The sequence below is a fragment of the Kitasatospora sp. NPDC004531 genome (assembly GCF_053602195.1).
Genome location: NZ_JBSGDD010000060.1, coordinates 15872 through 40962, shown reverse-complemented (window position 1 = coordinate 40962; position 25091 = coordinate 15872). Strand labels below are relative to the sequence as shown.

Here is a 25091-nt window from a genome sequence, read left to right as displayed (position 1 = left end):
GCCGGTGATCGGTTAGGGTCGTTCGGTCCGTGACCGTGCGTGGACCGGGAGTCGCCGAATGTCCGTCCTGCCCAGCCGCCAGGGCCTGCCCGAGGCCGAAGTGATCGACCGCCGGGAGGGGCCGTACGGCGAGGTGGTGCTGCGGCGGCGGGGCGAGCAGTACGAGATCATCGCGAACGGGTGCTTCCTGATGGACACCGCCGACGGGCGCTCCGAACGGCTGCTGATCCAGGCCGCGTTGGACGAGTGGGGCGGCTCCGGTGCGCCGAGCGTGCTGATCGGCGGGCTCGGGGTCGGGTTCTCGCTGGCGCACGCGGCGGCCTCGGAGCGGTGGGGGCGGATCGCCGTGGTCGAGCGGGAGGGGGCGATCGTCGACTGGCACCGGAGCGGGCCGCTCGGGGCGTTCTCGGCCCGGGCGCTGGACGATCCCCGGGTGGAGGTGCTGCACACCGACCTGGTGGCGTACCTGGCCGCCGGCGGGGAGCGCTACGACGCGCTCTGCCTCGACATCGACAACGGGCCCGACTGGACCGTCACCGAGGAGAACGACGCCCTGTACGGCCCCGTCGGGCTGGCCAACGCCGCCGCCCGGCTCCGGCCCGGTGGGATCCTCGCGGTGTGGAGCGCCCGGCCGTCCGCCGCCTTCGAACAGGCGCTGCGGGACGCCGGGTTCACCGACGTCCGCACCGAGGAGGTCGTCGTGGAGCGCGGTGTGCCCGACGTGGTGCACCTGGGGCGCCGGGGCGGCTGAGCCCTCTGGGCCTCGTGGGGTCGCTCGGGTACGGCCGAAATTGGTGGGGTGGCCGGACCCGGTGAGGAAGATGTGCGGGTGACGCGTTCACAGCGACGCCCGCGTGCGGCATGATCATCATCATGGCGGACGAGAAGAGCGACCTCCTGGCGTGCCTCTGGGACGAGTTCAGCGCCATGCGCTTCCCCACCGGCTGGTACGACCAGCAGCCCGAAGGGACCTGTCTGGTCACCCTGGACACCGTCCTCGCCGGATTCGCCGCGAGCGTCCTCGACGGGCCGCCGCTCGGCGCCCGCCACCGCGAACACCTGCGCAGCCGCATCGCCCTGCTCGGGGACATCCTGCCGACCTTCGCCACCGACGGCTACGCGTCCCGGTACTTCGTCGCGCTGTACCGGATGGCGGCGCTGGCCGAGGAGATCGACAGCGAGCGGGGCGTGGGCTGACGGCTCCGGGCGGCGGGGTCAGCCGGCGGCGAGGACGGCGCGGAGCCGCTCCACCTCGCTGCGCCAGGCCGGGCCCTCGTCCGACTCGTCCCAGAGCTCGGCGAGTTCGGAGTCGTCGGTGAGCACGCCGGCCAGGGCGTCCAGGGCGAGCCGGCGGAGCTCCGGGGCGAAGCGGGGGAGCGGTTGCTCCGGGCCGTGGGCGGTGGTGACCGGGGTGCCGCCCGGGCACTGGCTGGCTACCAGGGCGGCTGCGGCGACGATGCGGGCGCCGTCGTCGCCGTCCAGGTCGTCGAACTCGCCGGTGCCGTCGTTGGTGAGGACGGCGCGGATCAGGGCTTCGCGCTCCTCCGGGTCGGTGGCGTCGAGCTCGCCCGCGAAGTCGGCGGCGTCGTCGTTGTCGAACGGGCCGATGTCCCAGGTACCCATGGTGATCTCCTTCGGGTGGATGGTGCGGAGATCATCGCAATGGGCACTGACAGGCGGGCCGTTCGGTGGTTCGTTGGTTCGTTCGTTGGCGGCTGGTCAGGGGGCGATCGTGCGGGCGAGGAGGGGGAGCAGGCGGTCCCAGTGCAGGCGGAGGGCGGACGGGGCGAAGGCGTCGGTGTCGGGCATGGTGAAGCCGTGGACGGTGCCGGGGTAGATCTCCGAGGTGTGGGTGACTCCGGCGGCGGTCAGGGAGTGGTTGAGCTCGGCGAGCGTCTCGGGCGTCAAGTCGCTTGCGGCGTGGCCGAAGTGGACCTCGGCGGTGAGAGCGGCGAAGGGCGCCGGCCCGTCGGCGTGGACCGGGGCGTGGAAGGCAGCCAGGGCGGCGACCTGGTGCGGGTGGGCGGCGGCGGTGCGGAGGGCGTGCAGGCCGCCGATGCAGTAGCCCGTCACGCCGACCGGGCCGGGGGAGACCTCGGGGCGGGCGGTGAGGAAGCGCAGGTAGGCGTCCGCGTCGAGGAGGGCCTGGTCGCGGGTGTGGGCGGTGATCAACGGCATGAGGCGGGCGAGGAGTTCGGGGCGGGCCTGCTCGTCGATGTGGGTCGGCAGGTCGACCACGGGCGTCGGGCCGTGGCGGTAGAAGAGGTTGGGGACGAGCACGTAGTAGCCGTGGCCGGCCAGTTCGGCGGCGAGCTCGGTGAGGGCGGGGCGGATACCGAAAGCGTCCGGGTACATCAGGACTCCGGGGAGGCGATCGGCCGCGGTGGTGGCACCGGCTTGGGCAGCGGTGCCGGCTTCGGTGGGGAAGGCGGCGAGGGCGTCGGCGAGGCCGTCCCGGGTGGGGATGTGGAGCAGTTCGGTGCGGATCTGGGTGGGCATCAGGTCTCCGGTCGTGGTTGACGTTTCGTGGTGAGGTCAACACGAGGGAGGCGGGGCGCGGGACGCTGCCCGGGCGGCGCTCAGGGGAGTGCCGGGTCGCCCGTCCGTGAGTGGCGCGAGGCCGGCCCGGTCGTCATGGTCGACAAACCTAGCCGACGAGGGGTGCGGGGGCCAGCGGTGCGGACTAACCGGTAGGTGGTGAGGGGGAGTTGGGGGAACGCCGAACGGCGGGCCCGGGGTGGGCCCGCCGTTTGCCGGGCGCGGCTCAGCCGAAGGGGTTGTTGGCCGGCGGCTGCGGCGGTGCGGCCGCGGCGGGGGCGGTTGCGGGGGCGGAGCTGGCGGCGAAGGGGTTGAAGTCGGCCGGGGGGACCTTGACCAGGCGGCCCTTGGTGGGGTCGGCGGCTTCGGGCTGGGGTTCTTCGGCCTTCTGCGCGGGCGGGGCCGGGGGCGCGAAGGGGTTGAAGTCGGCCGGCGGGACCTTGACCAGGCGGCCCTTGGTCGGGTCGGCCGGCTCCGGCGGGGCGGTCGGGGCCGGGACGGCCGGCGGGGCGGCGGGGCGGGGCGGGATGTTGCTGGAGGGGCCGGTGACCGTGCCGAAGGGGTCGGACGGCTCGCTGGACAGCACCGTGCCGAACGGGTCGGCGGACGCCGGGCGGGCCGGGGCGGGCGCGGCGGCGGGCGCCGGGGCCGGTGCGGCTGCGGCGGTGGCGGGTGCGGGGGCGGAGGAGGCGGCGAAGGGGTTGAAGTCGGCCGGGGGGACCTTGACCAGGCGGCCCTTGGTGGGGTCGGCGGCTTCGGGCTGGGGCTCTTCGGCCTTCTGCGCGGGCGGGGCCGGCGGCGCGAAGGGGTTGAAGTCCGGCGGCGGGACCTTGACGAGACGGCCCTTGGTCGGGTCGGCGGCCTCGGGTGCGGCGGCCTGCGGCTCGGGTGCCGGGGCGGCGGGGGGCGTCGCGGCGGGGGCCGCTGCGGCGGGGGTGCCGAAGGGGTCCGGGGCGGCGAAGGGGTCGGGTGCCGCGAACGGGTCGGGTGAGCCGAAGGGGTCGGCGGCCGGGGTGGCGGGTGCCGGGGCTGCGGCGGGGGTGGGGGCCGGTGCGGCTGCCGCGAAGGGGTTGAAGTCCGGCGGGGGGACCTTGACCAGGCGTCCCTTGGTCGGGTCGGCCGCCTCGGGGGCGGGCTCCGGATCGGGCTCGGGCGCCGGGGCGGGTGCGGGGGTGGCCGCGAAGGGGTCGGCTGCCGCGAACAGGTCGGGTGAGCCGAAGGGGTCGGCGGCCGGGGTCGGGGCCGGGGCGGCTGCGGCGGGGGCGGAGCTGGCGGCGAAGGGGTTGAAGTCGGCCGGAGGGACCTTGACCAGGCGTCCCTTGGTGGGGTCGGCGGCCTCGGGGGCGGGTGCGGGCTCCGGGGTGGGCTCGGGGGTGGCGGCCGGGGCGCCGAACGGGTCGGCGGAGGCCAGCACCGGGGACGGCTGGTGGGCCGGCGAGTTGGTCGGGGCGGGCGTCGCGAACGGGTTGAAGTCCGAGGGCGGGACGCGCACCGAGGTGCCGGACGGGGCGTCCGGCTGCTCGGGGACCGCGACCGGGACCGGCGGGGCCGCGGGGGCGGCCGGGGTGGCGGACTGGGTGGGTCGCGCACGGCCGACCGGGACCGGGGCGGGGGCCACGGCCACACCGTCCCAGGCGAGTTGGACCGAGCAGAGCAGGTCGGCGAAGACTGAGGTGTAGACGTCCCAGTCCTCGGCGTCGGAGGTGGTCAGCTGGACCGTCAGGACCGTTGCCCCGTCCGGCATCGGGACGAACGCCTCGACCACGGAGCTGTGCACCGCGCCGCCGGGGCGCTCGTCGTGCAGCTCCTTCATCGCGGGCATCGCCCGGTTCTCCACCAGCACCGCCGCCGGCCCGGCCGGCAGCAGGACCGTCCACACCTCGGCGTGCGGGCGCTCGGTGGACAGTTCCACCGCGAGCTCCTGGATCGGCTGGGCGCACGGGACCGTCGACACCACCAGCGAGACGCGCGAGCGGCGGCCGTTCAGCAGCAGCGCGGCGACGCCCGCGTAGGCGACGTTCGCAGCCGAGAACTGCTCTGCGAGCAGCGCCGCGACTATCGCGAAGTCGTTGCGCTCCGCCGGGGACGCGCCGGAGAACAACTCCTCGGCGGTCTCGGCGAGATGGGCCGAGAGGGCGTTGCCCGAACCGCGCACCGTCAGGGTGTGGAAGGCCGGCGGCACCACCAGGCGGGCCTCGACGCCCGAACCGGTCGACAGCTCGTCCGGGGCGACCGTGGCGCGAGGTTCGGCCAGGGCCGCGAGGGACTGCGTGAAGCCGGCCAGCGGCTCGCTGGTCACCGGGGTCGGCTCGGCGTGCAGACGGAGCGCGGAGGCTGACGGGACGTCGGTCAGGCCGAGGGCGGAGGCGGCGAAGCGCTGCGTCAGAACGGGGACGGCCTCGCGGCCGGCGTTCGCGTTCGGGCGGCGGTGGCCGGAGACCTCGATGACCGTGCCGAGCTTCGGGACGGAGAGCAGGCCGGGGCCGATCTGGCTGATCCGCAGACCGAAAAGGGCCTTGGCGGCGGGGTGTTGGGGCCGGCGGAACGCGGTGAACGCGTCGACGGGGTAGTGGGTGGCGCGGCTGCCGAGAAGTGCGGCGCACGCCGCGTCCAGCGTGGCCGTGATCCGGTCTGCGGCGGCGAAGCCGTCCTGCGTCATTCGCCGAGCCCCCTCGTTCTCGGGTGTGGACAGTTCAGGCACTTTTTATCAGACGTGGACGACGTAAGAGGAAGGGTCGTGCGGGGGTGGGGGGTTGTGGGGCTGGTGGTGTGGGGGAGGTGCCTGCGGCGCGGGGGGTGGTGGGGAGGGGTGTGGACGACGTAGGAGGAAGGGTTGTGCGGGGGTGGGGGGTGGTGGGGCTGGTGGTGTGGGGGAGGTGCCTGCGGCGTGAGTGGAAGGGGCGTGCGGGGGTGGGGAGTTGGTGGGGGTCAGGGGGTGGGTGGGGTGGCGAGGCGGAGGAGGGAGGTGGTGAGGGTGGGGGTGGCGAGGGTGGTGGTGAGGTCGCGGATGAGGCGGGCGGTGGGGCCGTCGGGGTGTTCGGTGGCGAAGAAGTCGGCGAGGAGGGCGGCGAGTTCGGGGTCTCGGGTGGCGGCGACGGCGAGGGCGGCGACGAGTTCCTGGACGAGGTGGAGTTGCAGGGTCTCGGCGGGGACGGGCTTGTCGGCGAGCCAGTCGAGGGAGCTGATCTCGGCGTTGGCGATCCAGGCGCGGACGGTGCGGCGCAGGGTGGGGCTGGGGTCGGGGAGGCCGAGGTGGCGGAGGATCTGTTCCTGGGCGGCGCGGCGGACCTGGTCGATGACGGCGTCCGCGTCGGGGCTGGCGGCGACCGAGCCGCCGCGGAGCAGGGCGGTGAAGCCGGCCTCGTGGGACTGCACGAAGTCCAGGTAGCGGCCCATGACGCGGTAGAGGCGTTCGGAGAGCGGGCCGTCGGCGGCTTCCTCGAAGCGTCCGGCGAGCTCCCGGCCGGCCCGGCGGAGGGCCTCTTCGTAGAGGGCCTGCTTTCCGGGGAAGTAGTGGTAGACCAGGGGGCGGGAGGCGCCGGCCGCGGCCGCGATGTCGTCGATGGAGACGTCCTCGGGGGCCCGGTTCGAGAACAGTTCGAGGGCCACCGCGATGAGTTGTTCGCGGCGTTCGTCGACGGTGAGCCGCCGCCTGGGGGTGCGGGCGGGCTGCTGGTCCTCCGTGCGGGGGGCCACGGACGGCGTGCGGGAAGCCATGCGGCCCACCCTAGTTCGTCGGGGTTGCGCGGGACAGCACGGACGGGGGAGGTCAGCCGGTGGTGCGCTGTTCCAGGTAGCGGCGCCAGGCCTCGCGGCCGTCGGGGACGAACTCCCAGGTGGCGAGGCGGTCGGTGAGTTCCTCCTCGGTGAGCCAGGTGTACCAGGCGACTTCCTCGGCCTGCGGGGAGACCGGGCCGTCCCACTCGGCCTCGTGGACGTCGGACCACCAGCTGAAGTGTTCGCCGTCGGTGTAGCGGAAGCGGAACAGCGGGCGGGTGCGGATGCCGGTGACGCCGAGTTCCTCCTCGGCCTCGCGGACGGCGGCGTCCGCGTAGCTCTCGCCGGCGCCCACCACGCCGCCGACGAAGCAGTCGTGCGCGCCCGGGGCGAAGGCCTTGGTCTCGGTGCGGCGGTGCGTGAAGATCCGGCCCCGGGGGTCGCGGACCAGGACGAAGACGCACCGGTGCAGCAGGTTGTCGCGGTAGACCTCGGAGCGGGGTGCGGTGCGCAGGACGCGGTCGTTCTCGTCGACCACGTCGACGAGTTCGTCGAGGGGAGGGGTGTCCATGACTGCCATTCTGGCCCGGGAGGGGCGGTTTCACTCGAAAGAGTTGGCATACGGATTGGTGGGGTTGGGGTAGATAGGTGGCGGATCGTCAGTTCTGGAGTTCTCGAGTTTTGGCTTCGGGGAGGAACGTTGAGGAATCGTGTCGCTGCCCTGGTTGTCGGCGCAGCCCTGTTCGGGCTCGGCACCGTCCTGCCCGCGACGGCCGTGCCCGCGCCCGCCGCCGTCCGCTCCGGGCTGGACTGCACCACCTGGATCCACAACAACGACCCGCTGACCGGAGGAGTCACCTGTACGAACAACACCGGATCCTCGATCACCTTCCACGCCGACATCGTGTGCGGCCTCGCGCCGGACGTTTCGGGCACCTCGGTGACGGCGCAGCCGGGCCGGACGGAGCAGTCGGCGGGCCACTGCGCCTTCTACTCGTCCGGCATCGGGCACATCGGTTGGACGGTGGAGTAGCCATGGAGCGGTGAGCATTCCGCCGGGTACCGGCCCCGCCGCTGGGTGCGGAGGGCGGTGTCTAAGGTGGGTGGGTGGAGATCCAGGGATTCACGGCCGACGGGTTCGAGCCGGTCAGGGCGGCTTTCGCGGGCAACTTCCGGGAGTACGGGGAGTTGGGCGCGGCGTTCGCGCTGTACGTGGACGGCCGGAAGGTGGTCGACCTGTGGGGCGGTGACGCCCGGCCGGAGGTGGGCGCCAGGCCCGCCCCCGCGGTGGCGTGGGAGAGCGGCACGGCGCAGGTGCTGCGGTCGGTCACCAAGGGGCTGACCGCTGCCTCCGCGCTGCTGCTCGCGCAGCGCGGGGTGCTCGACCTGGACGCGCCGGTCTCCGCGTACTGGCCGGAGTTCAAGCAGGCCGGCAAGGAACGGATCCTGGTGCGCTGGCTGCTGTCGCACCAGGCCGGCCTGCCCGCGCTGGACGTGCCGTTGCGGATCGAGGACGTGCTGGCGTGGGAGCCGGCCGCCGCGGCCGTCGCCGCGCAGGCCCCGGCCTGGGAGCCCGGCACCGCGCACGGCTACCACCCGCTGACCTTCGGGTGGCTGGTCGGCGAGGTGGTGCGGCGGGTGGACGGGCGCAGCGTCGGGCGGTACTTCGCGGAGGAGATCGCCGCTCCGCTCGACCTGGACCTGTGGATCGGCCTGCCCGCCACCGCGTCCGGCCGGGTCGGGCGGCTGGTCGACCTGCCCGCACCGGACGCGGCCAAGGCCGGGCCGGGCGGGATACGGATGCGCCCCAAGCAGTCCGTGGTGGACGCCTACCGGGACCCGCGTTCGCTGACGGCCCGCGCGTTCGGCTCGGTGCGCAGCAGCGTGGACCTGAACGACCCGGCGGTGCAGGCCGTCGAGGTGCCGGGGGCGGGCGGCATCGGCACCGCGAGGTCGCTGGCGCGGTTCTACGCCTCGCTGATCGGCGCCGCGGACCGGACGGACGCGCCAGGGGAGCGACTGCCCGCGCTGTTCGAGCCCGCGACGCTGGCGGAGGCGGCGGGGCCCTCGGTGCACGGGCCGGACCGGGTGCTGATCGTCAACACCACCTTCGGCCAGGGGTTCTTCCGGCACGGGGGGACTTCGCCGATGGCCTCCCCGGCGAGCTTCGGCCACCCGGGGCGCGGCGGTTCGCTGGGGTTCGCCGACCCGGAGTTGGGCATCGGCTTCGGCTACGTCACCAACGGCATGCAGCCGGGCGTCACTGGGGACATTCGCTCGCGCGCGCTGATCACTGCCGTTCGGGAGTGCTTGGCGGGCCGGGGCTGAGGGGGCGTCGGCACGGCGGGAGGGCGGGTGCCGGGCGGGGCGGGCTTGAGTGGGTATCGGCTCGGCGGGGAGTGGGCCTCGTGTCGCGGGGGACCGGGCGGGCTCGGGTGCTGAGGTGGCGCCTGCGTGGCACTCGCCCTGCCGGGCTCGGCGTCGGCCGGCGTTGCCCCGATGTCTTCCGGCCGATCGCCCGGGCCGGGGGCCGCGGGGATTGGCATCTCGTACGTGCGGACCCGGGTGAGGGACGACGGGGCATCGCCGAGGGCGGGTATCCATGTGGCGCAGGTCACGGCAGCGGCCGGGCGCGGTGGGACAGGTACAGGCGTGGAGAAATCGATACGCGCTCACATAAGGGCTGGGGACGCCGGGGCGTTCGGGCAGGTCTTCGAGGACCACGCCCGGGCGGTGTACCGGCACGCTGTTCGGATGACGGGGGACTGGGACGTCGCGGAGGACGTGGTCTCGCTGACCTTCCTGGAGGCGTGGCGCCTGCGCACCAGGGTCGACCCCGAGGGAGAGAGCCTGCGGCCCTGGCTGCTGGGCATCGCCACCAACGTCATCCGCAACACCCGCCGGGCCGCCCGCCGTCATCGGAAGGCACTCGCCGCGCTTCCGCCGCGCGAAGTCGCCCCCGACTTCGCCGTCGAGCTGACCAGCCGCATGGCCGACGCCGAGCAGATCGCCGCGGCGAAGGCCGCGCTGGAGCAGCTGCGCCCGGCCGACCGGGAGGTGTTCGCGCTGTGCGTGTGGGAGGGGCTCGACCATGCGGCCGTCGCCGAGGCGCTGGGCAAGCCGATCGGGACGATCCGCTCCCGGCTCTCCCGTGCTCGTACCCGGCTGCGGAACCTCACCGCGAAGGAACTGGAGGCGAAGCGCTCCGCGAACAACCTGCAACGCACGAGCATGCGCGGACAGGTAACAGGCGGCTGCGCACTCGCGGCCCGGTCGACCAAGGAGACGATCCGATGAGCGCCACCCCCCAGCACCAGTCCCAGCAGGCTGAGCGGGAGGAACTGGCCCGGCTGCTGCCGGCCGCGGGCGACCCGGAACTCCCCGGTCACCGCCAGCTCCTACTGAAGGACTGCCTGATGGACACGATCACCGAGAACTCCCGGCCCGCGACCGGGCGACGGACCCTGATGCTGCGGGTGGTGCTCCCACTGGGAGTGGCCGCTGCCGTGGCGGGGGCCGCTCTCGCCGTGGCACCAGACCACCGCGTCGTGCCTTCCCCGGGCGCGGCCGCGCCGGGTGGCCAGCGGCTGGACGGTGTCACCAACGTGGCGTACACACTGCAGGGCAGCAGCGACGGCCTCGTCCGACTCACCATCCTGGACGGCTACAAGCCGGTCGACGCGACCCAGTTGCAGCGCGACCTGGACCGGGCCGGCATCCGCAGCCGTGTCTATGCCGGCGAACCCGGCTGCCACGCCCCCGACCCGACGATGCCCTCCTACCCGCCGGAGACCGTGGCCAAGGCGAACCAGGACCAACTGTCGGCCTTCGGCTGGGACATGCGGGGGGAGACCGGCCCGGAAGGCAGCCGGCAGGTTCTCACCATCCGCCCCAGCGCCATCCCGGCCGACCTGCGGCTCTTCATCCACCTGCCGCTGGCCAAGACCGACCCGGAGCACAGCTCCCGCGAACTGCGGGCCGGTCTGATGCAGGGCCCCGCCCCCGACTGCATGCCCGCCGGGACCTCTGACAACCCCCTGGCCGGCCTGTACCCGACACCGGAGCACTGAGTCCCTCCGATACACGGCCGCCGCCGGGGACGGGGCGGAACCGCGAGCCCTGGTGGCCGGGGACGAGGACGGAGTGCCGCACCGATCGGGAGTGTGCGGCACGGGGAGGTGGTGGTCCGCCCGGCGCCGGTGCGGAGCAACTGATCCGCCACTGCGCGATGGAGCCCACCGGCCGTGAACAGCCGCGCCCGGTCGAGCGCGTCGCCCTGGTCGCGATCGCGGCCGCCGGGTCGGCCGGGTGCCGGGGTGGGGGCCGGCCCCGGGGGGGTCAGGCTTGGCCGGTGTCGAAGCGGCTGACTCGGCCGTCGGGGGAGACGGTGAAGCGCCAGGCGGTGCGCATCTCGCCCCAGGCGTCGTTGCGGAAGTCGGCCACCAGGGCGCGGCCGCCGGATTTCTCGGTCTGGACCTCGATGTGGCCGTGGGAGGAGAAGATCTCCCGGTCGACCCAGTCGGCCAGGTCGCGTTCGGAGCCGTCGTCGGACATGGTGGCGTCCTCGGTGAGGGCGGCGAAGAAGGCGTCCCGGTCGCCCGAGTTGACGGCGCCGAGGAAGCGGCGCACGGCGGGGTCGGAGAGCTTGTCGACGGCGATGGTCATGAGGGTTCACTCCTTGGCGGTGGAACGGGGGCCGGGCCGGTCGGGCCGGGCGTTGACCCGACGGGACCACGTCGGGGCCGCTGTTCGCCAGAGCTTCTGGGCCGGTCGGAGCGGGTTCGCCACCGCTGCGGGCACGCTTCGGCCCCGGGCGCGTGGCGCGGGCCGGGGCCGGGGGAGGGGTGTGGTGTGATGTCCGGATGGGCGGTTCCGCGCCGCGCCCGGGGGAAGCGTCCGGGCGGTCAGGGGGCCGTCACCACAGCTGCTCCCACCACCAGGCGATCTCCGGGTAGGGCGGCGGCGTCAGCCGGCCGTCGGCGGGGCGTTCGGCGCGTTCGGCGATCGGGACGACGCCGGGGGTTCTGGTGGTGTAGCGGGCGGAGGTGAATCCCCACTCCAGGTTTCCGCTCACCAGGTTGGCCAACTGCTGGATGTAGCGCCGCAGTTCGGGACCGGCGCGGCGGCCGGCGCGGTCCGAGAGGCGGAGGAACAGGACCATGGTGCGGTCGTGCAGCGCGGCCGCCTCCAGCAGGGCCTGTTCCCGGGAGCAGCCGAGATGTCGCTGCAGGGAGTCGACGATGTTGCTCTCCAGCGCGCCGTGGCTGTCCTCGCGTTTGTACGAGTAGACGTCGGCGGAGACCAGCACCAGGAACTTGGCGGCCTCGGTGAGCGCGTGGACCCGCGGCGAGTCCAGTTGGGACTGCGGCACGGCGGTGCGTTCGCAGACCTCGATGATCTCGATGCAGGACCGGCTGCCGCGGTCCAGCGGTCCTATCGTCAGGTACTCCGACAGCGTCATCGGCCGGCCCTGGGCGCGGTAGGCGGTGACGGCGGCGGCGCCCATGAAGGACTCCAACTGGCTGTCCGCCCACCGTTTCACGGCGACCGCGGGCGCCCAGTCCCGGGCCCGGCGGAACACGTCGCGCACCGAGGCGACGTAGACGTCGGACTCCTCCGGGTGGGAAGGCGTGGAATTGATAACGGCCAGTAATGTGGCTGCTATCGTGAGTACACGGGAGGGGTCCCGGCTCAACCGGCCGGTGTCCCACTCGTCGTCGAGCGTGAGCATGCTGCACAGCCACTGCGAAACCAGTTCCAGCCCCGTGATGCCTTCGGCGTCCTTGGCGATCCGGCAGACGAACTCGTGTGCACCGATGGCCAGGAGACGGCGGCGGCGCTCCGCGTCCCGGGTGAAGCCCATGGTGTCGAGCCAGAGTTCGGTGCTCTTGCCGACCTCCTCGTGCGCCGGATGCAGGGTCGAGGGGATGGGGCAGAAGAGCGGCGGTATGGCAGCCAACGTATCTCCAGGGCGGCTGGTGTGCGGTACGGCATGACGGTTCGGGCTCGCGCCCGGCGTCGGTCTTCCCCGGCAAAGATCGAATACACCTGGGAAACCGGAAAGAGTTAATCTAATTGATCGTCAGTTGCCTTTGCCTGTAAGGGAGTTGCCCCTGATCAGGTGAACTGACGCCCCGTCAGGACCACGACCTGCGGGAACGCCGCCCGAGCGGCCTGTGGCGGCGCTAAGGTCGGAAACGGAGTGCGGGAAGGCGAGTCGGAAGGACGGACGTGGCCGAAGTGCAGAGCGGGCCGCAGGAATCGGCGGCGGCCGGAGACGGGACAACAGCCGCCCAGCGGCTCTGGGAGCGCGACAGCGAACTCCAGTCCGCCGAACAGGCCGTGGACAAGCTGTGCCGGGAGTTCGCCGCGGGCGGCACCAAGATCGGTGAACTGCTGCTGTTCTCCGGGCCGCCCGGCATGGGCAAGACCACCATGCTCGAACAGGTCCGCCGGATCGCCGGCGCCCGCAAGGACCCCACCGTGCTGTTCGCCCGCGGCAGCGAACGGCAGAAGCACGAACCGTTCCGCGTGCTGCGGCAGTTGCTGCTCCCCGTCCTCGGCGACCTCGACCAGGCCGAACGCATCGAGGTGTTCGGCAACTGGTACAACCTGGTCGCGCCGGCCATCGGGCTGGAGCCGCCGTCCGAGGAGGTCGAGCGGATCGACCCGCAGGGCGTGCACGACGGGCTGGACTTCGTGATCACCCAACTCGCGCCCCGGCGCGCCCCGTTGGTGGTGGTGATCGACGACCTGCACGCGGTCGACCAGGAGTCGCTGACCTGGCTCACCTCGTTCGTGCTGCGCGCCCGTGAGCTCCCGGTGCTGCTGGTCTTCGCCTACCGCCACGAGTTCGACGACGCGGCCCGCCCGCTGATCCTGCAGATCCAGGACCGCGCCGAGCGCCGGCACGAACTGCTGCCGCTCAACCCGCTGTCGATCGCCGAGATCGTGCACAGCGAGTTCTCCGAGGCCGACGACGCCTTCTGCCGCCAGGTGTGGGCCGTCACTGCGGGAGCCCCGTTCGACACCGTCGCCCTGCTGCGCGAGGTGCGCGACCAGAACCTCGAACCGGTCGAGGAGAACTCGCCCCGGCTGCGCGACCTCGCCGCGGCCGCCCGCGGTCAGGGCCGCGACTACTGGCTGGACAAGCTCGGGCCCACGGTCATGCAGTTCGCCTGGGCCGCCGCCCTGATCGGCACCGAGATCAGCGAGGAACTGGCCGCCGCGATCTGCGCCCAGGGCCCGGCGCAGTCCGCCCAGTCGGTCCGCGAACTGCGCCGACTGCGGGTGCTCACCAGCCAGCCCAACGGCAGGCTCGAATTCGTCCACCCGCTGATCGCCACCTCCATCTACCAGTCGATCCCGGACGCCACCAGGGCCGGCATGCACGGCGTCGCCGCCACCGCGATCGAGGACCGGGGCGGCTCGCTGCTCGCCGCCTCCCGCCACCTGCTGGAGACCCACCCCGGCGAGGGCGACGACCTGATGGTGCGCAAACTGCGCCGGGCCGCCGCCGAGAACCTGGCCATCGGCGCCCCCGAGGCCGCCCGCCGCTGCCTGGAACGCGCCCTCGCCGAGCCGCCGGACGAGGACGACCGCGCCGAGGTGCTCTACGAACTCGGCAGCGCCGCGCTGCTCACCGACCCGGACGCGACCGCCAACCAGCTGCGCCGCGCCCTCGACATCGAGGACGGCCTCAGCCCGGACCTGCGCGTCGAGGCGGTGTTCCGGCTGTCCGAGGTGACCGCGCACGGCGGCGACCTGACCGGAGCCGCCCGGCTCTGCCAGGCCGAGGCCGCGCACACCCCGGAGGGCCTCGGCAAGGTCCGGCTGCTGACCGCCCAACTGCTGTACACCGCCCTCCAGCGCGACGAGGACGACGGCCCGGGGCGGGCCCAGAAGGTCACCGACCTCGCCGCCCGGGTCTCCCCGGAGAGCGAGGCCTCCCGGCCGGTGCGCGCCCTGCACGCCTGGGACCTCACCCTCAAGGGCGGCCCCACCCACGAGGCGCTGCGGGCCGCCGAGGACGCCCTGGTCAACGGCCGGCTGCCACGCAGCCTCGGCTGGACCAACACCACCTGGAACTTCGAACTGCCCGCGCTGCTCGGCCTGTGCTTCGCCTACAACGACGAACTCGCCCGCGCCGAGAAGCTGTTCAGCTCCGCCATCCTGGAGTTCGAGATCGCCGGGTGGAGCGGCGCGCACCGCGGCTTCGCCTACTTCCTGATGGGATTCGCCCGGCTGCGCCGCGGCTTCCTCCCGGAGGCCGAGGACTTCCTGCGCCGGGGCCTGCGGATCGCCGACCGGATGGGCACCGGGCTGCCGCTGCAGTGGAACCTGGTCGGCTCGCTGATCGACACCCTGCTGGCCCGCGGCCGCGACCGGGAGGCCTGGGAGATCGCCCAGAAGTACCGTTTCTCGCCGCCGTACCACCAGACGGCGCTGGTGCTGCCCGATGTCGCCACCATCTACGGCAAGCTGCTGATCTCGCGCGGCGACTACGACATGGCCGTCGAGGTGCTCGCCGAGACCGGCATGCGGCTGGACAAGCGCGGCTGGCGCTCCACCGTGCACGCCCCGTGGGCCGGTCACCTGGCCGTGGCGATGGCGCACCGGGACCTGCCGTCGGCCCGCAAGAACGGCGACGACGCGGTGGCCCGGGCGAGGGAGTCCGGTTCGCCGTCCGCGATCGGCGGTGCGCTGCGGCTGGCCGCCAGCGTGTGGGAGGGCCCGCACGCGGTCGAGCTGTTGCAGGAGGCGGTCGGCTACCTCGGCCGCTCCCCGGCGGGTTACGAGCACGCGCACGCGCTGGTCGATCTCGGGGCCGCGCTGGTGCAGGTGGGCCGCAGCCTGGAGGCTGCCGAACACCTCTACCAGGGAATGGAGTTGGCCAAGCACTGCGGGGCCGACGGCCTGGAGGTGCGGGCCCGCAACGTGCTCGCCACGTCCGGGTTGCAGCCCAGCCGGGCGCTGGTGCCGGCGAAGATCACCCTCAATCCGCAGGAGTTGGAGGTCGCCGAGCTGGCGGCGCTGTCGGTGCCCCCGCAGCGCATCGCCGAGCAGTTGAAGCTGCCGGCGTCAGTGGTCAGGCAGCGGCTGGCCGCCGTCCACCGCAAGCTCGGCACCGGGCCGGAGGGGCTGGCCGACGCGCTCGGGCTGCCCACCGAGCGTCCCGGGCAGGGCGGCTGACGCACCGCAGGGCTCCCCGGCGCGCGGAGCGGGTCACCGACCCGCCCGCCGGGGAAAGCTACGCTGGCCGAACAGGGTGATCACGAACCAAGGAGCAGCCCATGACCGCGCCGGACCGGCCCACCGAGGTGCTGCGCGCACCGTACGACCTGTCCGGGGCCGGCATGGGGCTGGAGCGGTGGACGCTGCGCTCCGACCGCGTCGAGGCCACCGTGATCACGCTGGGCGCGGCGCTGCACACCCTGACCGCGCCGGACCGCACCGGCGCGCCCGGCCAGGTGGTGCTGACCACCGAGGATGTCGGTACGCTGCTCGGCCCGGCCAAGCACTACGGCGTCACCGTCGGCCGGTACGCGAACCGGATCGCCGACAGCCGGATCACGCTGGACGGCGAGGAGTACCAGCTGCTGCCCACCGGGCACGGCGTCACCCTGCACGGCGGCCCCGACTCGTTCTCGCACCGGGTGTGGCAGGCCGAGGAGATCCCTGGCGGGGTGCGGATGCACCTGCACTCGCCGGACGGCGACCAGGGCTTCCCCGGCGCGCTGGACGTCTGGACGGACTTCACCCTGAGCGGTGCCGAACTGACCATCTCCTACCGGGCCGTGACCACCCGCCCGACCGTGGTCAACCTGACCAACCACGCCTACTTCAACCTGGCCGGCGAGGGCCGCGGCGACGTGCTCGGCCACCTGCTGACCATCGACGCGGACGCGTTCACGCCGGTCGACGAGCGGCAGATCCCGCTCGGCCCGTACGAGCCGGTGGCGGGCACCGCGTTCGACTTCACCGCGGCCCGGCCGATCGGGGAGGGGCTGGCGAAGGGGCATCCGCAGCTGAAGGACGGCTACGACCACAACTGGGTGCTGCGCGAGCGGCCGGCGGACGGGCCGCCGGTGCGGGCGGCGCTGCTGGCCGACCCGGGCAGCGGGCGGACGCTGGAGGTGCTGACCACCGAGCCGGGCCTGCAGGTGTACACGGCGAACGGCTTCGACGGCAGCGTCACCGGCCCGTCCGGCACGGCGTACGGCCGGTTCGCGGGCGTCGCGCTGGAGACCCAGCACCACCCGGATTCGCCGCACCGGCCGTCGTACCCGTCGACCGAGCTGCGGCCCCGCGAGGAGTTCCGTTCCAGCACGGTGCTGCGGCTCGGCGTCGCCGACTGACCGCCGATCGCATCGAAGAGGGCCCCGGGGAGCGTCCCCGGGGCCCTCTTCTGCCTGGTCGGAGGGGGTGGGGCTGCACGGAGTCTCCGCAGGGCCACGGATGGTCAAGACGCGCGGCGGCAACTCTAAGGACACGTGGACGTAACGATCGCCGGTAACTTGCAGAAACTTGCTGCAAGGACTTTCAGCCCGGCTTGCCCCGCTGTTACGTTCCTGCTCAAGCCCGACGGCCTGCAACGGCGCAGTCGGCCTGGACAGCCATTATGCGCGGTCCTTCCCCCACTCGGGCACCCTCATCTTTCAAGGAGTTTCCATGCGGCGTGGTATCGCGGCCTCCGCTCTCGTTGCGGCTCTTGCGGTCACTCTTGCAGCGTGCGGCAGCAGCGGCTCCGGCTCGGACGCCAAGGGCGGCGACGGTCCGGTCACCATCACCTACTGGGACACCTCGAACGCCACCAATGAGGCCCCGAACTACCAGGAGCTGGTCAAGAAGTTCGAGGCCGCGAACCCGAACATCAAGGTCAAGTTCGAGAACGTCCCGTTCGACCAGGCGCAGAACAAGCTGCAGACCGCGATGGGCGCCAAGGGCGCGCCGGACGTCTTCCGCTCCGAGGTCGGCTGGACCTCCGCCTTCGCCAAGGCCGGCTACCTGGAGCCGCTGGACGGCACCCCGGCGCTGACCGACGCCGCCGTCTTCCAGCCCTCGCTGATCCAGCAGGCCAAGTACGCGGGCAAGACCTACGGCGTCCCGCTGGTCACCGACACCCTCGCGCTGATGTACAACAAGGAGCTGTTCGCCAAGGCGGGCATCACCGCCGCCCCGAAGACCTGGGACGAGCTGAAGGCCGACGCCGCCCAGCTCAAGGAGAAGGCGGGCGTGGACGGCTTCTGGCTGAAGGCCGCCGACGGCTACTACGCCATGCCGTTCCTGTACGGCGAGGGCACCAACATGGTGGACGCCGCGGGCAAGAAGATCACCGTCAACTCGGCCGACGCGGTCAAGGCCGTCGAGACCTACAAGTCGATGTTCACCTCCCCCGGCACCGTGAAGGCCGACGTCACCACCGACGCCTACGCGCACATGATGGACGCCTTCACCAGCGGCAAGGTCGCGGCGATCGTCCAGGGCCCGTGGGAGGTCACCAACGTCTACAAGGGCTCCGCGTTCGCCGACAAGAAGAACCTCGGCATCGCGGCCGTCCCGATGGGCGCCTCCGGCAAGGGCGGCGCCCCGACCGGCGGCCACAACGTCTCGGTGTACGCCGGCTCCGACGCCGCCCACAAGGCCGCCGCCGAGAAGCTCGCCGCGTTCCTGACCTCCGCCGAGAGCCAGACCTTCCTCGCGCTGAAGAACGGCACCCTGCCGACCCGCAGCGACGCCTACACCGCCGAGGTCAAGGCCAACCCGGGCATCGCCGACTTCCAGGCGATCCTGACCTCCGCCCAGCCGCGCCCCGAACTGCCCGAGTACGCCTCGCTGTTCGGCTCCTTCGGCACCAACCTCGGCAAGATCGTCCAGGGCCAGTCCGAGACCAAGGCCGGCCTGGACGCCACCGCCACCGACTACGCGAAGCTCCTGCCGGACTTCGCCAAGTAAGTCGGAACCAGCCCGCCCGGCCCACACCTGACGGTGGGCCGGGCGCGCCCCGTCGAACCCACAGCACAGTCGCCGAGGCAGGCGGCGGACCTCCCGGAGAAGGTGTCAACCCATGGCAGTCGCGGTCGTTCAGCGCATCAAGCTGTCGTATTCGAAGTACTGGTACGCGTACGCGATGGTCGCCCCGGTCGTGGTCGTCCTGGGCGTGCTGGTCGGCTACCCGCTGGTCCGCGGCTTCTACCTGACCCTGACCAACGCCACCAGCCTCAACGTGGGCCGGCAGATCGGCGTCAACCACATACCCGACAGCTTCGACTTCGTCGGACTCGACAACTACGCGGACGTGCTGTGGGGGCCGACCGCGTACGACCGGTTCTGGTCGCACTTCATCTGGACCGTCATCTGGACCGCGATCTGCGTGCTCCTGCACTACAGCATCGGCCTGGGCCTGGCGATGCTGCTCAACCGCAAGATGCGCGGCCGCAGCCTGTACCGGCTGGTGCTGATCCTGCCCTGGGCGGTGCCGACCTTCGTCACCGTCTTCTCCTGGCGGCTGATGCTCGCCGACGGCGGCGCCGTCAACGGCCTGCTGTCGATGCTGCACCTGCCCGAACCCGGCTGGCTGTCCGACCCGTTGGCGCAGAAGTGCGCGGCGATCCTGGTCAACACCTGGGTCGGCGTGCCGTTCATGATGATCTCGCTGCTCGGCGGACTCCAGTCGATCCCGGCCGAGCTGTACGAGGCCGCCGAGATGGACGGCGCCAGCGCCTGGCAGCGCTTCCGCTACGTCACCCTGCCGGGCCTGCGGACCGTCTCCTCCACCGTGGTGCTGCTCGGCGTGATCTGGACCTTCAACCAGTTCGCCGTCATCTTCCTGCTGTTCGGCTCCGGCGCCCCCGACGCGCAGATCCTGGTGACCTGGGCCTACCGCCTCGGCTTCGGCCAGCAGCCCGCGGACTACGCGCAGTCGGCGACCTACGGAATCCTGCTGCTCTCCATCCTGATCGTCTTCACCACCTTCTACCGCCGCTGGCTGGCCCGCAACGAGAAGGCCAACGGATGAGCGCCGCGGCCGAGTTGAACCCCACGGACCACGACCAGGCAGGTAGCCCCATGACTCTCACCGCCGACCGCCCGACCGCCGACACGACGCGCGCCGAACGACCCGGCAAGGTCCGGGCGCGCGGCGAGTCCTCGCGGCTGGCCTCCGTGCTCTCGCACGGCACGCTGATCGTCGCCAGCCTGATCGCCCTGTTCCCGGTGCTGTACATCGCGTACATCTCGCTCGGGCCGGACGACAACGACTACCTGCACCCGGCCAAGATCATGGACAAGGCCACCCTCGCCAACTACAGCCGGGTGCTGGGCGACACCGACTTCCTCAGCTGGTTCGGCAGCTCCGCGATCGTGGCCGGCGGCACCACCGTGATCGGCGTGCTGATCGCCGCCTCCACCGGCTACGCGGTCTCCCGGATGCGCTTCGCCGGCCACCGGCAGCTGATGTGGACCCTGCTGGTCACCCAGATGTTCCCGATCGCGGTGCTGATCGTGCCGATGTACTACATCCTGTCCAACCTGCAGATGCTGGACAGCTACACCGGCCTGATCCTGGTCTACTCGGCCACCACCGTGCCGTACTGCGCCTGGCTGCTGAAGGGCTACTTCGACACCATCCCGGTGGAGATCGACGAGGCCGGCCGGGTCGACGGGCTGTCCCCGTTCGGCACCTTCTGGCGGCTGATCCTGCCGCTGGCCCGCCCGGGCCTGGCGGTGGCCGCGTTCTACTCCTTCCTCACCGCGTGGGGCGAGGTGGCGTACGCCTCCACCTTCATGCTGTCGTCCAGCAAGTACACCCTGGCGGTCGGCCTGGCCTCGTTCGTCAGCGAGCACGACCACCAGTGGCAGCTGATGGCCGCCACCTCGGTGCTCATCGCGATCCCCGCCGCGTTCGTCTTCTACCTGGTGCAGCGCCACCTGGTGACCGGTCTGACGGCCGGCGCCGCGAAGTCCTGAACCTCCGTCTCCTTCCACAGCACCCAAGGGATGACTGTCCAATGACCCAGAACCTGGCCGACGCCTCCCGGCCCGCCGCCGTTCCCGCCGCTCGGACGACTGCTGCGACCACCGGGGCCTCCAGAGGCGGCTGGTGGCGGGACGCGGTCATCTACCAGGTGTACCCGCGGAGCTTCGCCGACGGCAACGGCGACGGCATGGGCGACCTGCCCGGCGTCCGCAGCCGACTGCCCTACCTGCGCGACCTCGGCGTGGACGCGGTCTGGCTGTCGCCGTTCTACGCCTCCCCGCAGGCCGACGCCGGCTACGACGTCGCCGACTACCGCGCCGTCGACCCGATGTTCGGCACCCTGCTGGACGCCGACGGGCTGATCCGCGACGCCCACGAGCTGGGCCTGCGGATCATCGTCGACCTGGTCCCCAACCACTCCTCCGACCGGCACGAGTGGTTCCGGCGCGCGCTGCGCGAGGGCCCCGGCTCCCCGCTGCGCGAGCGCTACCACTTCCGCCCCGGCAAGGGCGAGAGCGGCGAACTCCCGCCCAACGACTGGGAGTCCATCTTCGGCGGCCCGGCCTGGACCCGCAGCAGCAACCCCGACGGCACCCCCGGCGAGTGGTACCTGCACCTGTTCGCGCCCGAGCAGCCCGACTTCAACTGGGACAGCCCCGCCGTCGCCGACGAGTTCCGCTCCATCCTGCGGTTCTGGCTCGACATGGGCGTCGACGGCTTCCGGATCGACGTCGCCCACGGCCTGGTCAAGGCCCCCGGCCTGCCCGACCTCGGCAGCCACGACCAGTTGAAGCTGCTCGGCAACGACGTCATGCCGTTCTTCGACCAGGACGGCGTGCACGCCATCTACCGCAGCTGGCGCAAGATCCTCGACGAGTACCCCGGCGACCGGATCGGCGTCGCCGAGGCCTGGACCCCGACCGTCCAGCGCACCGCCAACTACGTCCGCCCCGACGAGCTGCACCAGGCGTTCAACTTCCAGTACCTGGGCACCGATTGGGACGCCGCCAAGCTGCGCGAGGTGATCGACCTGTCGCTCGACTCGATGCGCCCGGTCGACGCCCCCACCACCTGGGTGCTGTCCAACCACGACGTCACCCGGCACGCCACCCGGTTCGCCAACCCGCCCGGCCTCGGCACCCAGATCCGCACCGCCGGCGACCGCGAACTCGGGCTGCGCCGGGCCCGCGCCGCCACCCTGCTGATGCTCGCGCTGCCCGGCTCCGCGTACATCTACCAGGGCGAGGAGCTCGGCCTGCCGGACGTCACCGACCTGCCGGACGAGGTCCGCCAGGACCCGTCGTTCTTCCGGCAGGCCGGCCAGGACGGCTACCGCGACGGCTGCCGCGTCCCGATCCCGTGGTCCGGCACCGAGGCCCCGTACGGGTTCGGCCCGGTCGCCGGCGGCCCCAGCTGGCTGCCGCAGCCCGCCGGTTGGGCCGAGCTGTCGGTGGAGGTCCAGACCGGTGACCCGACCTCGACGCTGGAGCTGTACCGCTCCGCGCTGGCCGTCCGCCGCGCGCAGCCCGCGCTCGGCGCCGGCACCGAGGTCGAGTGGCTGGCCGCCCCCGAGGGCGTGCTGATGTTCCGTCGCGAGGCCGCCGAAGGGTCGTTCGTGTGCACCGTGAACGTCACCGGCGAGGCCGTCCGGATCCCGGCGCCCGGCCGGCTGCTGCTGTCCTCCGCCGAACCGGTCGAGGCGGAGCAGGTCGAACTGCCCGCCGACAGCACCACGTGGTGGGCGGTCTGAGATGGCCGCAGTAGGCTCTGGGATCGTGACTACGGCGCGACTCTCCGACATCGCGGCGCAGGCGGGGGTCAGCGAAGCCACCGTCAGCCGCGTACTCAACGGTAAGGCGGGCGTCTCCGCGACCACCCGGCAGACGGTGCTGGCCGCGCTCGACGTGCTCGGCTACGAACGGCCCACCAGGCTGCGCCAGCGCAGCGCCGGGCTGATCGGACTGATCACCCCGGAGCTCAGCAACCCCATCTTCCCGGCGCTCGCCCAGGTCATCGAGCAGGTGCTCAGCCGGCACGGCTACACGCCGGTGCTGTGCACCCAGACCCCGGGCGGCTCCACCGAGGACGAACTCGTCGAGATGCTGGTCGAACGCGGCGTCGCGGGCATCGTGTTCGTCTCCGGGCTGCACGCCGACACCACCGCCGACCACGACCGGTACGCCAAACTGTCCGGTCGGCAGGTGCCGTTCGTGCTGATCAACGGCTACAGCGAGAAGATCGCCGCGCCGTTCATCTCGCCGGACGACCGGGCCGCGATGTGGATGGCCGTGCAGCACCTGGTCGAACTCGGCCACGACCGGATCGGGCTGGCGGTCGGGCAGAAGCGCTTCGTCCCCGTGCTGCGCAAGATCGAAGGCTTCACCGCCGCGCTCCAGCAGCTCACCGGGCGCACCGCCGAGGAAGCCGCCGACCTGGTCCACCACACGCTGTTCAGCGTGGAGGGCGGGCACGCCGCCGCGCAGGCGCTGCTCGACAAGGGCTGCACCGCGATCGTCTGCGGCTCCGACATGATGGCGCTCGGCGCGATCCGCGCGGTGCGGCAGCGCGGGCTGTCGGTGCCGCAGGACGTCTCGGTGGTCGGGTTCGACGACTCGCCGCTCATAGCGTTCACCGAGCCGCCGCTGACCACCGTGCGGCAGCCGGTCGAGGCGATGGCGACGGCGGCCGTGGACGCGCTGCTGGAGGAGGTCGGCGGAAACCCGGCGCAGCGCTCCGAGTTCATGTTCCAGCCGGAGCTGGTGATGCGCGGGTCCACGGGTTCCGGGCCGCGCAACTGACCGTTGGCGTTGGCGAATCGCGGCCCTCGCTCCTCGCGGAGCGGGGGCCGCGTCGTTCAGCTGTAGAGCTGTTCGAGGTCGCGGCGGTAGGCGGTGAGGACGGCCTGCCGGCGGACCTTGAGGGACGGGGTGAGCAGGCCGCGCTCCTCGGTGAAGTCGCCGCCGACCACGCGCGCCCGGCGGATCGACTCGGCGCGCGAGACGGTCGAGTTGACCCCACGCAGCGCCTCGGCGAGCGAGGCCAGCACGGCGGGGTGGGCGGGGACGGCGCTGGTCACGTCCACGGCCGGGGCGGCGGCGGGGGTCGGGGTGGCGGCGGGGGTCGGCGGGTTCAGGCGCAGGAACTGCTCCACGGCCTCCGGGTCGAGGGTGATCAGCGCGCCGACGTACGGGCGGCCGTTGCCGACCACCAGGCACTGGCTGATCAGCGGGTGGGCGCGCAGCCGGTCCTCCAGCGGGCCGGGGGAGACGTTCTTGCCGCCGGAGGTCACCAGGATCTCCTTCTTGCGGCCGGTGATGGTCAGGTAGCCGTCGTCGTCGAGGCGGCCCAGGTCGCCGGTGGCGAACCACTGGGCGCGGTCGGGGCGGCGGGCGGGGTCGGCCTGGTGCGCGGGGTCGGGCTGGTGGGTGGTGTCGGTTCGGTGGGCGCGGTCGGCGCCCAGCTCGTGGTAGCCGTCGAAGAGCTGGCCGCCGCTCAGGAGCACCTCGCCGTCGTCGGCGATCCGCACCGCGCTGCCCGGTACCGGCGGGCCCACGGTGCCCGGGCGGGGCCGCAGCGGCGGGTTCACGGTGGACGGGCCGGTGGTCTCGGTCAGCCCGTAGCCCTCGTAGACCAGCACGCCCGCGCCGGCGAAGAACAGCAGCAGTTCCGGGTCGATCGAGGAGCCGCCGCTGATCGCGTACCTGATCCGCCCGCCCATCGCCTGCCGCACCCGGCGGTACACCAGGGCGTCGTACAGGCCGTGGGCGAGGCGCAGCGACAGCGGCGCCGGGCTGCCCTCGCCCGCCAGCGCGGCGAGTTCGGCGCGGGCGTAGCGGACGGCGACCTCCGCCGCCCGGTCGAAGACCCGCACCGCGCCCTTCGCCTGCGCCTCGGCCCGGCCCAACTGGTGGATCTTCTCGAACAGGTAGGGCACGCCGACCAGGAAGGTGGCGCCGAACGCGGCCAGGTCGGGCCGGAGTTCGGCGGGTTTCAGGGACGGGCTGTGGCCGAACCGGATCCGGCCGAACACGCAGGTCACCTGGATCATCCGGCCCAGCACGTGGGCCAGCGGCAGGAACAGCAGGGTGGACGGGGCCTCGCCGGTCGCCGCGCTGAACACCGGCTCCAGCAGGGCGTGGCAGTTCGCCGCCTCGGTGAGGAAGTTGGCGTGCGTCAGTCGGCAGCCCTTGGGGTGGCCGGTGGTGCCGGAGGTGTAGATCAGGGTGGCCTCGGACTCCGGGCGAAGTGCCTGCCTGCGCCGCGTCAACTCCTCGGCGGGGACGGCCTTTCCGAGCTCGGCGAGGGCGGCGAGGGCGTTCTCGTCCAGTCGCCACAGCGGCACCGTGCCGCCGGTGCGGGCGATCGCCACGGTCAGCGCCTCGGTGGTGCCGGCGTCCTCCGCGACCGCCAGCACCGCGTCCGAGTCGCGCAGGATCCACTCGGCCTGCTCGACGGCGGCGGTCGGGTACACCGGAACCAGGCAGGCGCCGGCCGCCCAGGCCGCGAAGTCCAGCAGCGTCCACTCGTAGCGGGTGCGGGACATCAGCACGATGCGCCCGCCCGGCCGCACCCCTGCCGCGATCAGGCCGCGGGCGGTGGCCGCCACCTCGTCCGCGAACTGCCGGGCCGTCACCCGCTGCCAGCCGCCGTCCGCGGTGCGCCTGGTCAACACCTCGGCGTCGGGGGCGAGTTCGGCGTTGCGGAAGGGCAGGTCGGCGAGGCTGCCGGCGTCCGGCGGCGGGGCCAGCGGCGGGGTGCGGGCCTCGACGACGCGGCCGTTCGCGCGCCGCACTTCGACGGGGGCGCGGTCGCGCAGGTGCTCGGCGCGGGCGGCACGGGTGAGGGGGTGTGCCATCAG

21 protein-coding genes are annotated in these 25091 nt (G+C 72.8%); 13 read left to right on the top strand and 8 right to left on the bottom strand.

Going from position 1 to position 25091, the window contains the following annotated elements; genetic code table 11:
• Window positions 1-58: 58 nt before the first annotated feature.
• A complete protein-coding gene (locus tag ACWEMJ_RS22815) occupies window positions 59-751 on the top strand; it encodes a spermidine synthase (protein WP_452138944.1) in 693 nt (230 codons plus the stop codon).
• A gap of 122 nt (window positions 752-873) precedes the next feature.
• Window positions 874-1197 (top strand): hypothetical protein, encoded by a 324-nt coding sequence (locus tag ACWEMJ_RS22810; protein WP_452138943.1) that lies wholly within the window; start codon window positions 874-876, stop codon window positions 1195-1197.
• Window positions 1198-1215: 18 nt separating this feature from the next.
• Here the strand turns inward: ACWEMJ_RS22810 and ACWEMJ_RS22805 are convergent, their stop codons facing one another.
• The 5 genes from ACWEMJ_RS22805 to ACWEMJ_RS22785 all read right to left on the bottom strand — a co-directional run bounded on the left by ACWEMJ_RS22805 (window position 1216) and on the right by ACWEMJ_RS22785 (window position 6826).
• Window positions 1216-1623, bottom strand: a complete 408-nt coding sequence (locus ACWEMJ_RS22805; protein WP_452138942.1) for a DUF4259 domain-containing protein — start codon at window positions 1621-1623, stop codon at window positions 1216-1218.
• A 96-nt stretch (window positions 1624-1719) separates the two neighbouring features.
• Window positions 1720-2499, bottom strand: coding sequence for a dienelactone hydrolase family protein (locus ACWEMJ_RS22800; protein WP_452138941.1), 780 nt, complete (start codon window positions 2497-2499; stop codon window positions 1720-1722).
• A gap of 265 nt (window positions 2500-2764) precedes the next feature.
• Complete coding sequence (locus ACWEMJ_RS22795; RefSeq protein ID WP_452138940.1) at window positions 2765-5197, bottom strand: hypothetical protein; 2433 nt, start codon at window positions 5195-5197, stop codon at window positions 2765-2767.
• A gap of 269 nt (window positions 5198-5466) precedes the next feature.
• On the bottom strand, window positions 5467-6255 hold the full coding sequence (locus tag ACWEMJ_RS22790; RefSeq protein WP_452138939.1) for a TetR/AcrR family transcriptional regulator: 789 nt from the start codon (window positions 6253-6255) through the stop codon (window positions 5467-5469).
• A gap of 52 nt (window positions 6256-6307) precedes the next feature.
• Entirely contained in the window at window positions 6308-6826 is a 519-nt protein-coding gene (locus ACWEMJ_RS22785) for an NUDIX hydrolase (RefSeq protein WP_452138938.1), read from the bottom strand.
• 129 nt (window positions 6827-6955) lie between these two features.
• Here ACWEMJ_RS22785 and ACWEMJ_RS22780 point away from each other — a divergent pair, with 129 nt between their 5' ends.
• The 4 genes from ACWEMJ_RS22780 (at window position 6956) to ACWEMJ_RS22765 (ending at window position 10325) form a co-directional block, all read left to right on the top strand.
• The gene (locus ACWEMJ_RS22780; RefSeq protein ID WP_452138937.1) at window positions 6956-7288 is read left to right on the top strand and encodes a hypothetical protein; all 333 of its coding nucleotides are present in this window, start codon (window positions 6956-6958) and stop codon (window positions 7286-7288) included.
• Window positions 7289-7362: 74 nt separating this feature from the next.
• Window positions 7363-8583 carry a serine hydrolase domain-containing protein gene (locus ACWEMJ_RS22775; protein WP_452138936.1) on the top strand — a complete coding sequence of 407 codons (1221 nt, stop codon included), beginning with the start codon at window positions 7363-7365 and terminating at the stop codon, window positions 8581-8583.
• 426 nt (window positions 8584-9009) lie between these two features.
• On the top strand, window positions 9010-9552 hold the full coding sequence (locus ACWEMJ_RS22770; protein WP_452138935.1) for an RNA polymerase sigma factor: 543 nt from the start codon (window positions 9010-9012) through the stop codon (window positions 9550-9552).
• Window positions 9549-10325 carry a hypothetical protein gene (locus ACWEMJ_RS22765; RefSeq protein ID WP_452138934.1) on the top strand — a complete coding sequence of 259 codons (777 nt, stop codon included), beginning with the start codon at window positions 9549-9551 and terminating at the stop codon, window positions 10323-10325. Before ACWEMJ_RS22770 ends, ACWEMJ_RS22765 begins: the two co-directional genes overlap by 4 nt.
• A gap of 268 nt (window positions 10326-10593) precedes the next feature.
• Here the strand turns inward: ACWEMJ_RS22765 and ACWEMJ_RS22760 are convergent, their stop codons facing one another.
• Together ACWEMJ_RS22760 and ACWEMJ_RS22755 are read right to left on the bottom strand one after the other, a co-directional pair.
• Window positions 10594-10920 (bottom strand): nuclear transport factor 2 family protein, encoded by a 327-nt coding sequence (locus ACWEMJ_RS22760; RefSeq protein ID WP_452138933.1) that lies wholly within the window; start codon window positions 10918-10920, stop codon window positions 10594-10596.
• A 250-nt stretch (window positions 10921-11170) separates the two neighbouring features.
• Window positions 11171-12214 carry a terpene synthase family protein gene (locus ACWEMJ_RS22755; protein ID WP_452138932.1) on the bottom strand — a complete coding sequence of 348 codons (1044 nt, stop codon included), beginning with the start codon at window positions 12212-12214 and terminating at the stop codon, window positions 11171-11173.
• 272 nt (window positions 12215-12486) lie between these two features.
• On the opposite strand from ACWEMJ_RS22755, the gene ACWEMJ_RS22750 reads away from it, so the two are divergent.
• From ACWEMJ_RS22750 to ACWEMJ_RS22720, 7 genes are all read left to right on the top strand, one after another.
• Window positions 12487-15447, top strand: a complete 2961-nt coding sequence (locus ACWEMJ_RS22750; protein ID WP_452138931.1) for an ATP-binding protein — start codon at window positions 12487-12489, stop codon at window positions 15445-15447.
• Window positions 15448-15548: 101 nt separating this feature from the next.
• Complete coding sequence (locus ACWEMJ_RS22745; protein WP_452138930.1) at window positions 15549-16613, top strand: aldose epimerase family protein; 1065 nt, start codon at window positions 15549-15551, stop codon at window positions 16611-16613.
• Window positions 16614-16926: 313 nt separating this feature from the next.
• Window positions 16927-18210 carry an extracellular solute-binding protein gene (locus ACWEMJ_RS22740; protein WP_452138929.1) on the top strand — a complete coding sequence of 428 codons (1284 nt, stop codon included), beginning with the start codon at window positions 16927-16929 and terminating at the stop codon, window positions 18208-18210.
• A gap of 112 nt (window positions 18211-18322) precedes the next feature.
• Window positions 18323-19273: a carbohydrate ABC transporter permease gene (locus ACWEMJ_RS22735; protein WP_452138928.1), complete on the top strand. Its 951-nt coding sequence runs from the start codon at window positions 18323-18325 to the stop codon at window positions 19271-19273.
• 50 nt (window positions 19274-19323) lie between these two features.
• Window positions 19324-20223 carry a sugar ABC transporter permease gene (locus ACWEMJ_RS22730; RefSeq protein WP_452138927.1) on the top strand — a complete coding sequence of 300 codons (900 nt, stop codon included), beginning with the start codon at window positions 19324-19326 and terminating at the stop codon, window positions 20221-20223.
• Between the two features lie 41 nt (window positions 20224-20264).
• On the top strand, window positions 20265-21983 hold the full coding sequence (locus tag ACWEMJ_RS22725) for a glycoside hydrolase family 13 protein (protein ID WP_452138926.1): 1719 nt from the start codon (window positions 20265-20267) through the stop codon (window positions 21981-21983).
• Window position 21984: 1 nt separating this feature from the next.
• Window positions 21985-23031, top strand: coding sequence for a LacI family DNA-binding transcriptional regulator (locus ACWEMJ_RS22720; RefSeq protein WP_452138925.1), 1047 nt, complete (start codon window positions 21985-21987; stop codon window positions 23029-23031).
• Between the two features lie 56 nt (window positions 23032-23087).
• Here ACWEMJ_RS22720 and ACWEMJ_RS22715 read toward each other — a convergent pair whose 3' ends face one another.
• On the bottom strand, window positions 23088-25088 hold the full coding sequence (locus tag ACWEMJ_RS22715; protein WP_452138924.1) for an AMP-dependent synthetase/ligase: 2001 nt from the start codon (window positions 25086-25088) through the stop codon (window positions 23088-23090).
• Between the last annotated feature and the right edge of the window lie 3 nt (window positions 25089-25091).

Bases quoted from the DNA above. Each gene is read 5' to 3' on its own strand.
- ACWEMJ_RS22815 (WP_452138944.1), top strand. From the start codon at position 59: ATGTCCGTCCTGCCCAGCCGCCAGGGCCTGCCCGAGGCCGAAGTGATC.
- ACWEMJ_RS22810 (WP_452138943.1), top strand. From the start codon at position 874: ATGGCGGACGAGAAGAGCGACCTCCTGGCGTGCCTCTGGGACGAGTTC.
- ACWEMJ_RS22805 (WP_452138942.1), bottom strand. From the start codon at position 1,623: ATGGGTACCTGGGACATCGGCCCGTTCGACAACGACGACGCCGCCGAC.
- ACWEMJ_RS22800 (WP_452138941.1), bottom strand. From the start codon at position 2,499: ATGCCCACCCAGATCCGCACCGAACTGCTCCACATCCCCACCCGGGAC.
- ACWEMJ_RS22795 (WP_452138940.1), bottom strand. From the start codon at position 5,197: ATGACGCAGGACGGCTTCGCCGCCGCAGACCGGATCACGGCCACGCTG.
- ACWEMJ_RS22790 (WP_452138939.1), bottom strand. From the start codon at position 6,255: ATGGCTTCCCGCACGCCGTCCGTGGCCCCCCGCACGGAGGACCAGCAG.
- ACWEMJ_RS22785 (WP_452138938.1), bottom strand. From the start codon at position 6,826: ATGGACACCCCTCCCCTCGACGAACTCGTCGACGTGGTCGACGAGAAC.
- ACWEMJ_RS22770 (WP_452138935.1), top strand. From the start codon at position 9,010: ATGACGGGGGACTGGGACGTCGCGGAGGACGTGGTCTCGCTGACCTTC.
- ACWEMJ_RS22765 (WP_452138934.1), top strand. From the start codon at position 9,549: ATGAGCGCCACCCCCCAGCACCAGTCCCAGCAGGCTGAGCGGGAGGAA.
- ACWEMJ_RS22760 (WP_452138933.1), bottom strand. From the start codon at position 10,920: ATGACCATCGCCGTCGACAAGCTCTCCGACCCCGCCGTGCGCCGCTTC.
- ACWEMJ_RS22745 (WP_452138930.1), top strand. From the start codon at position 15,549: ATGACCGCGCCGGACCGGCCCACCGAGGTGCTGCGCGCACCGTACGAC.
- ACWEMJ_RS22740 (WP_452138929.1), top strand. From the start codon at position 16,927: ATGCGGCGTGGTATCGCGGCCTCCGCTCTCGTTGCGGCTCTTGCGGTC.
- ACWEMJ_RS22735 (WP_452138928.1), top strand. From the start codon at position 18,323: ATGGCAGTCGCGGTCGTTCAGCGCATCAAGCTGTCGTATTCGAAGTAC.
- ACWEMJ_RS22730 (WP_452138927.1), top strand. From the start codon at position 19,324: ATGACTCTCACCGCCGACCGCCCGACCGCCGACACGACGCGCGCCGAA.
- ACWEMJ_RS22725 (WP_452138926.1), top strand. From the start codon at position 20,265: ATGACCCAGAACCTGGCCGACGCCTCCCGGCCCGCCGCCGTTCCCGCC.
- ACWEMJ_RS22720 (WP_452138925.1), top strand. From the start codon at position 21,985: ATGGCCGCAGTAGGCTCTGGGATCGTGACTACGGCGCGACTCTCCGAC.
- ACWEMJ_RS22715 (WP_452138924.1), bottom strand. From the start codon at position 25,088: ATGGCACACCCCCTCACCCGTGCCGCCCGCGCCGAGCACCTGCGCGAC.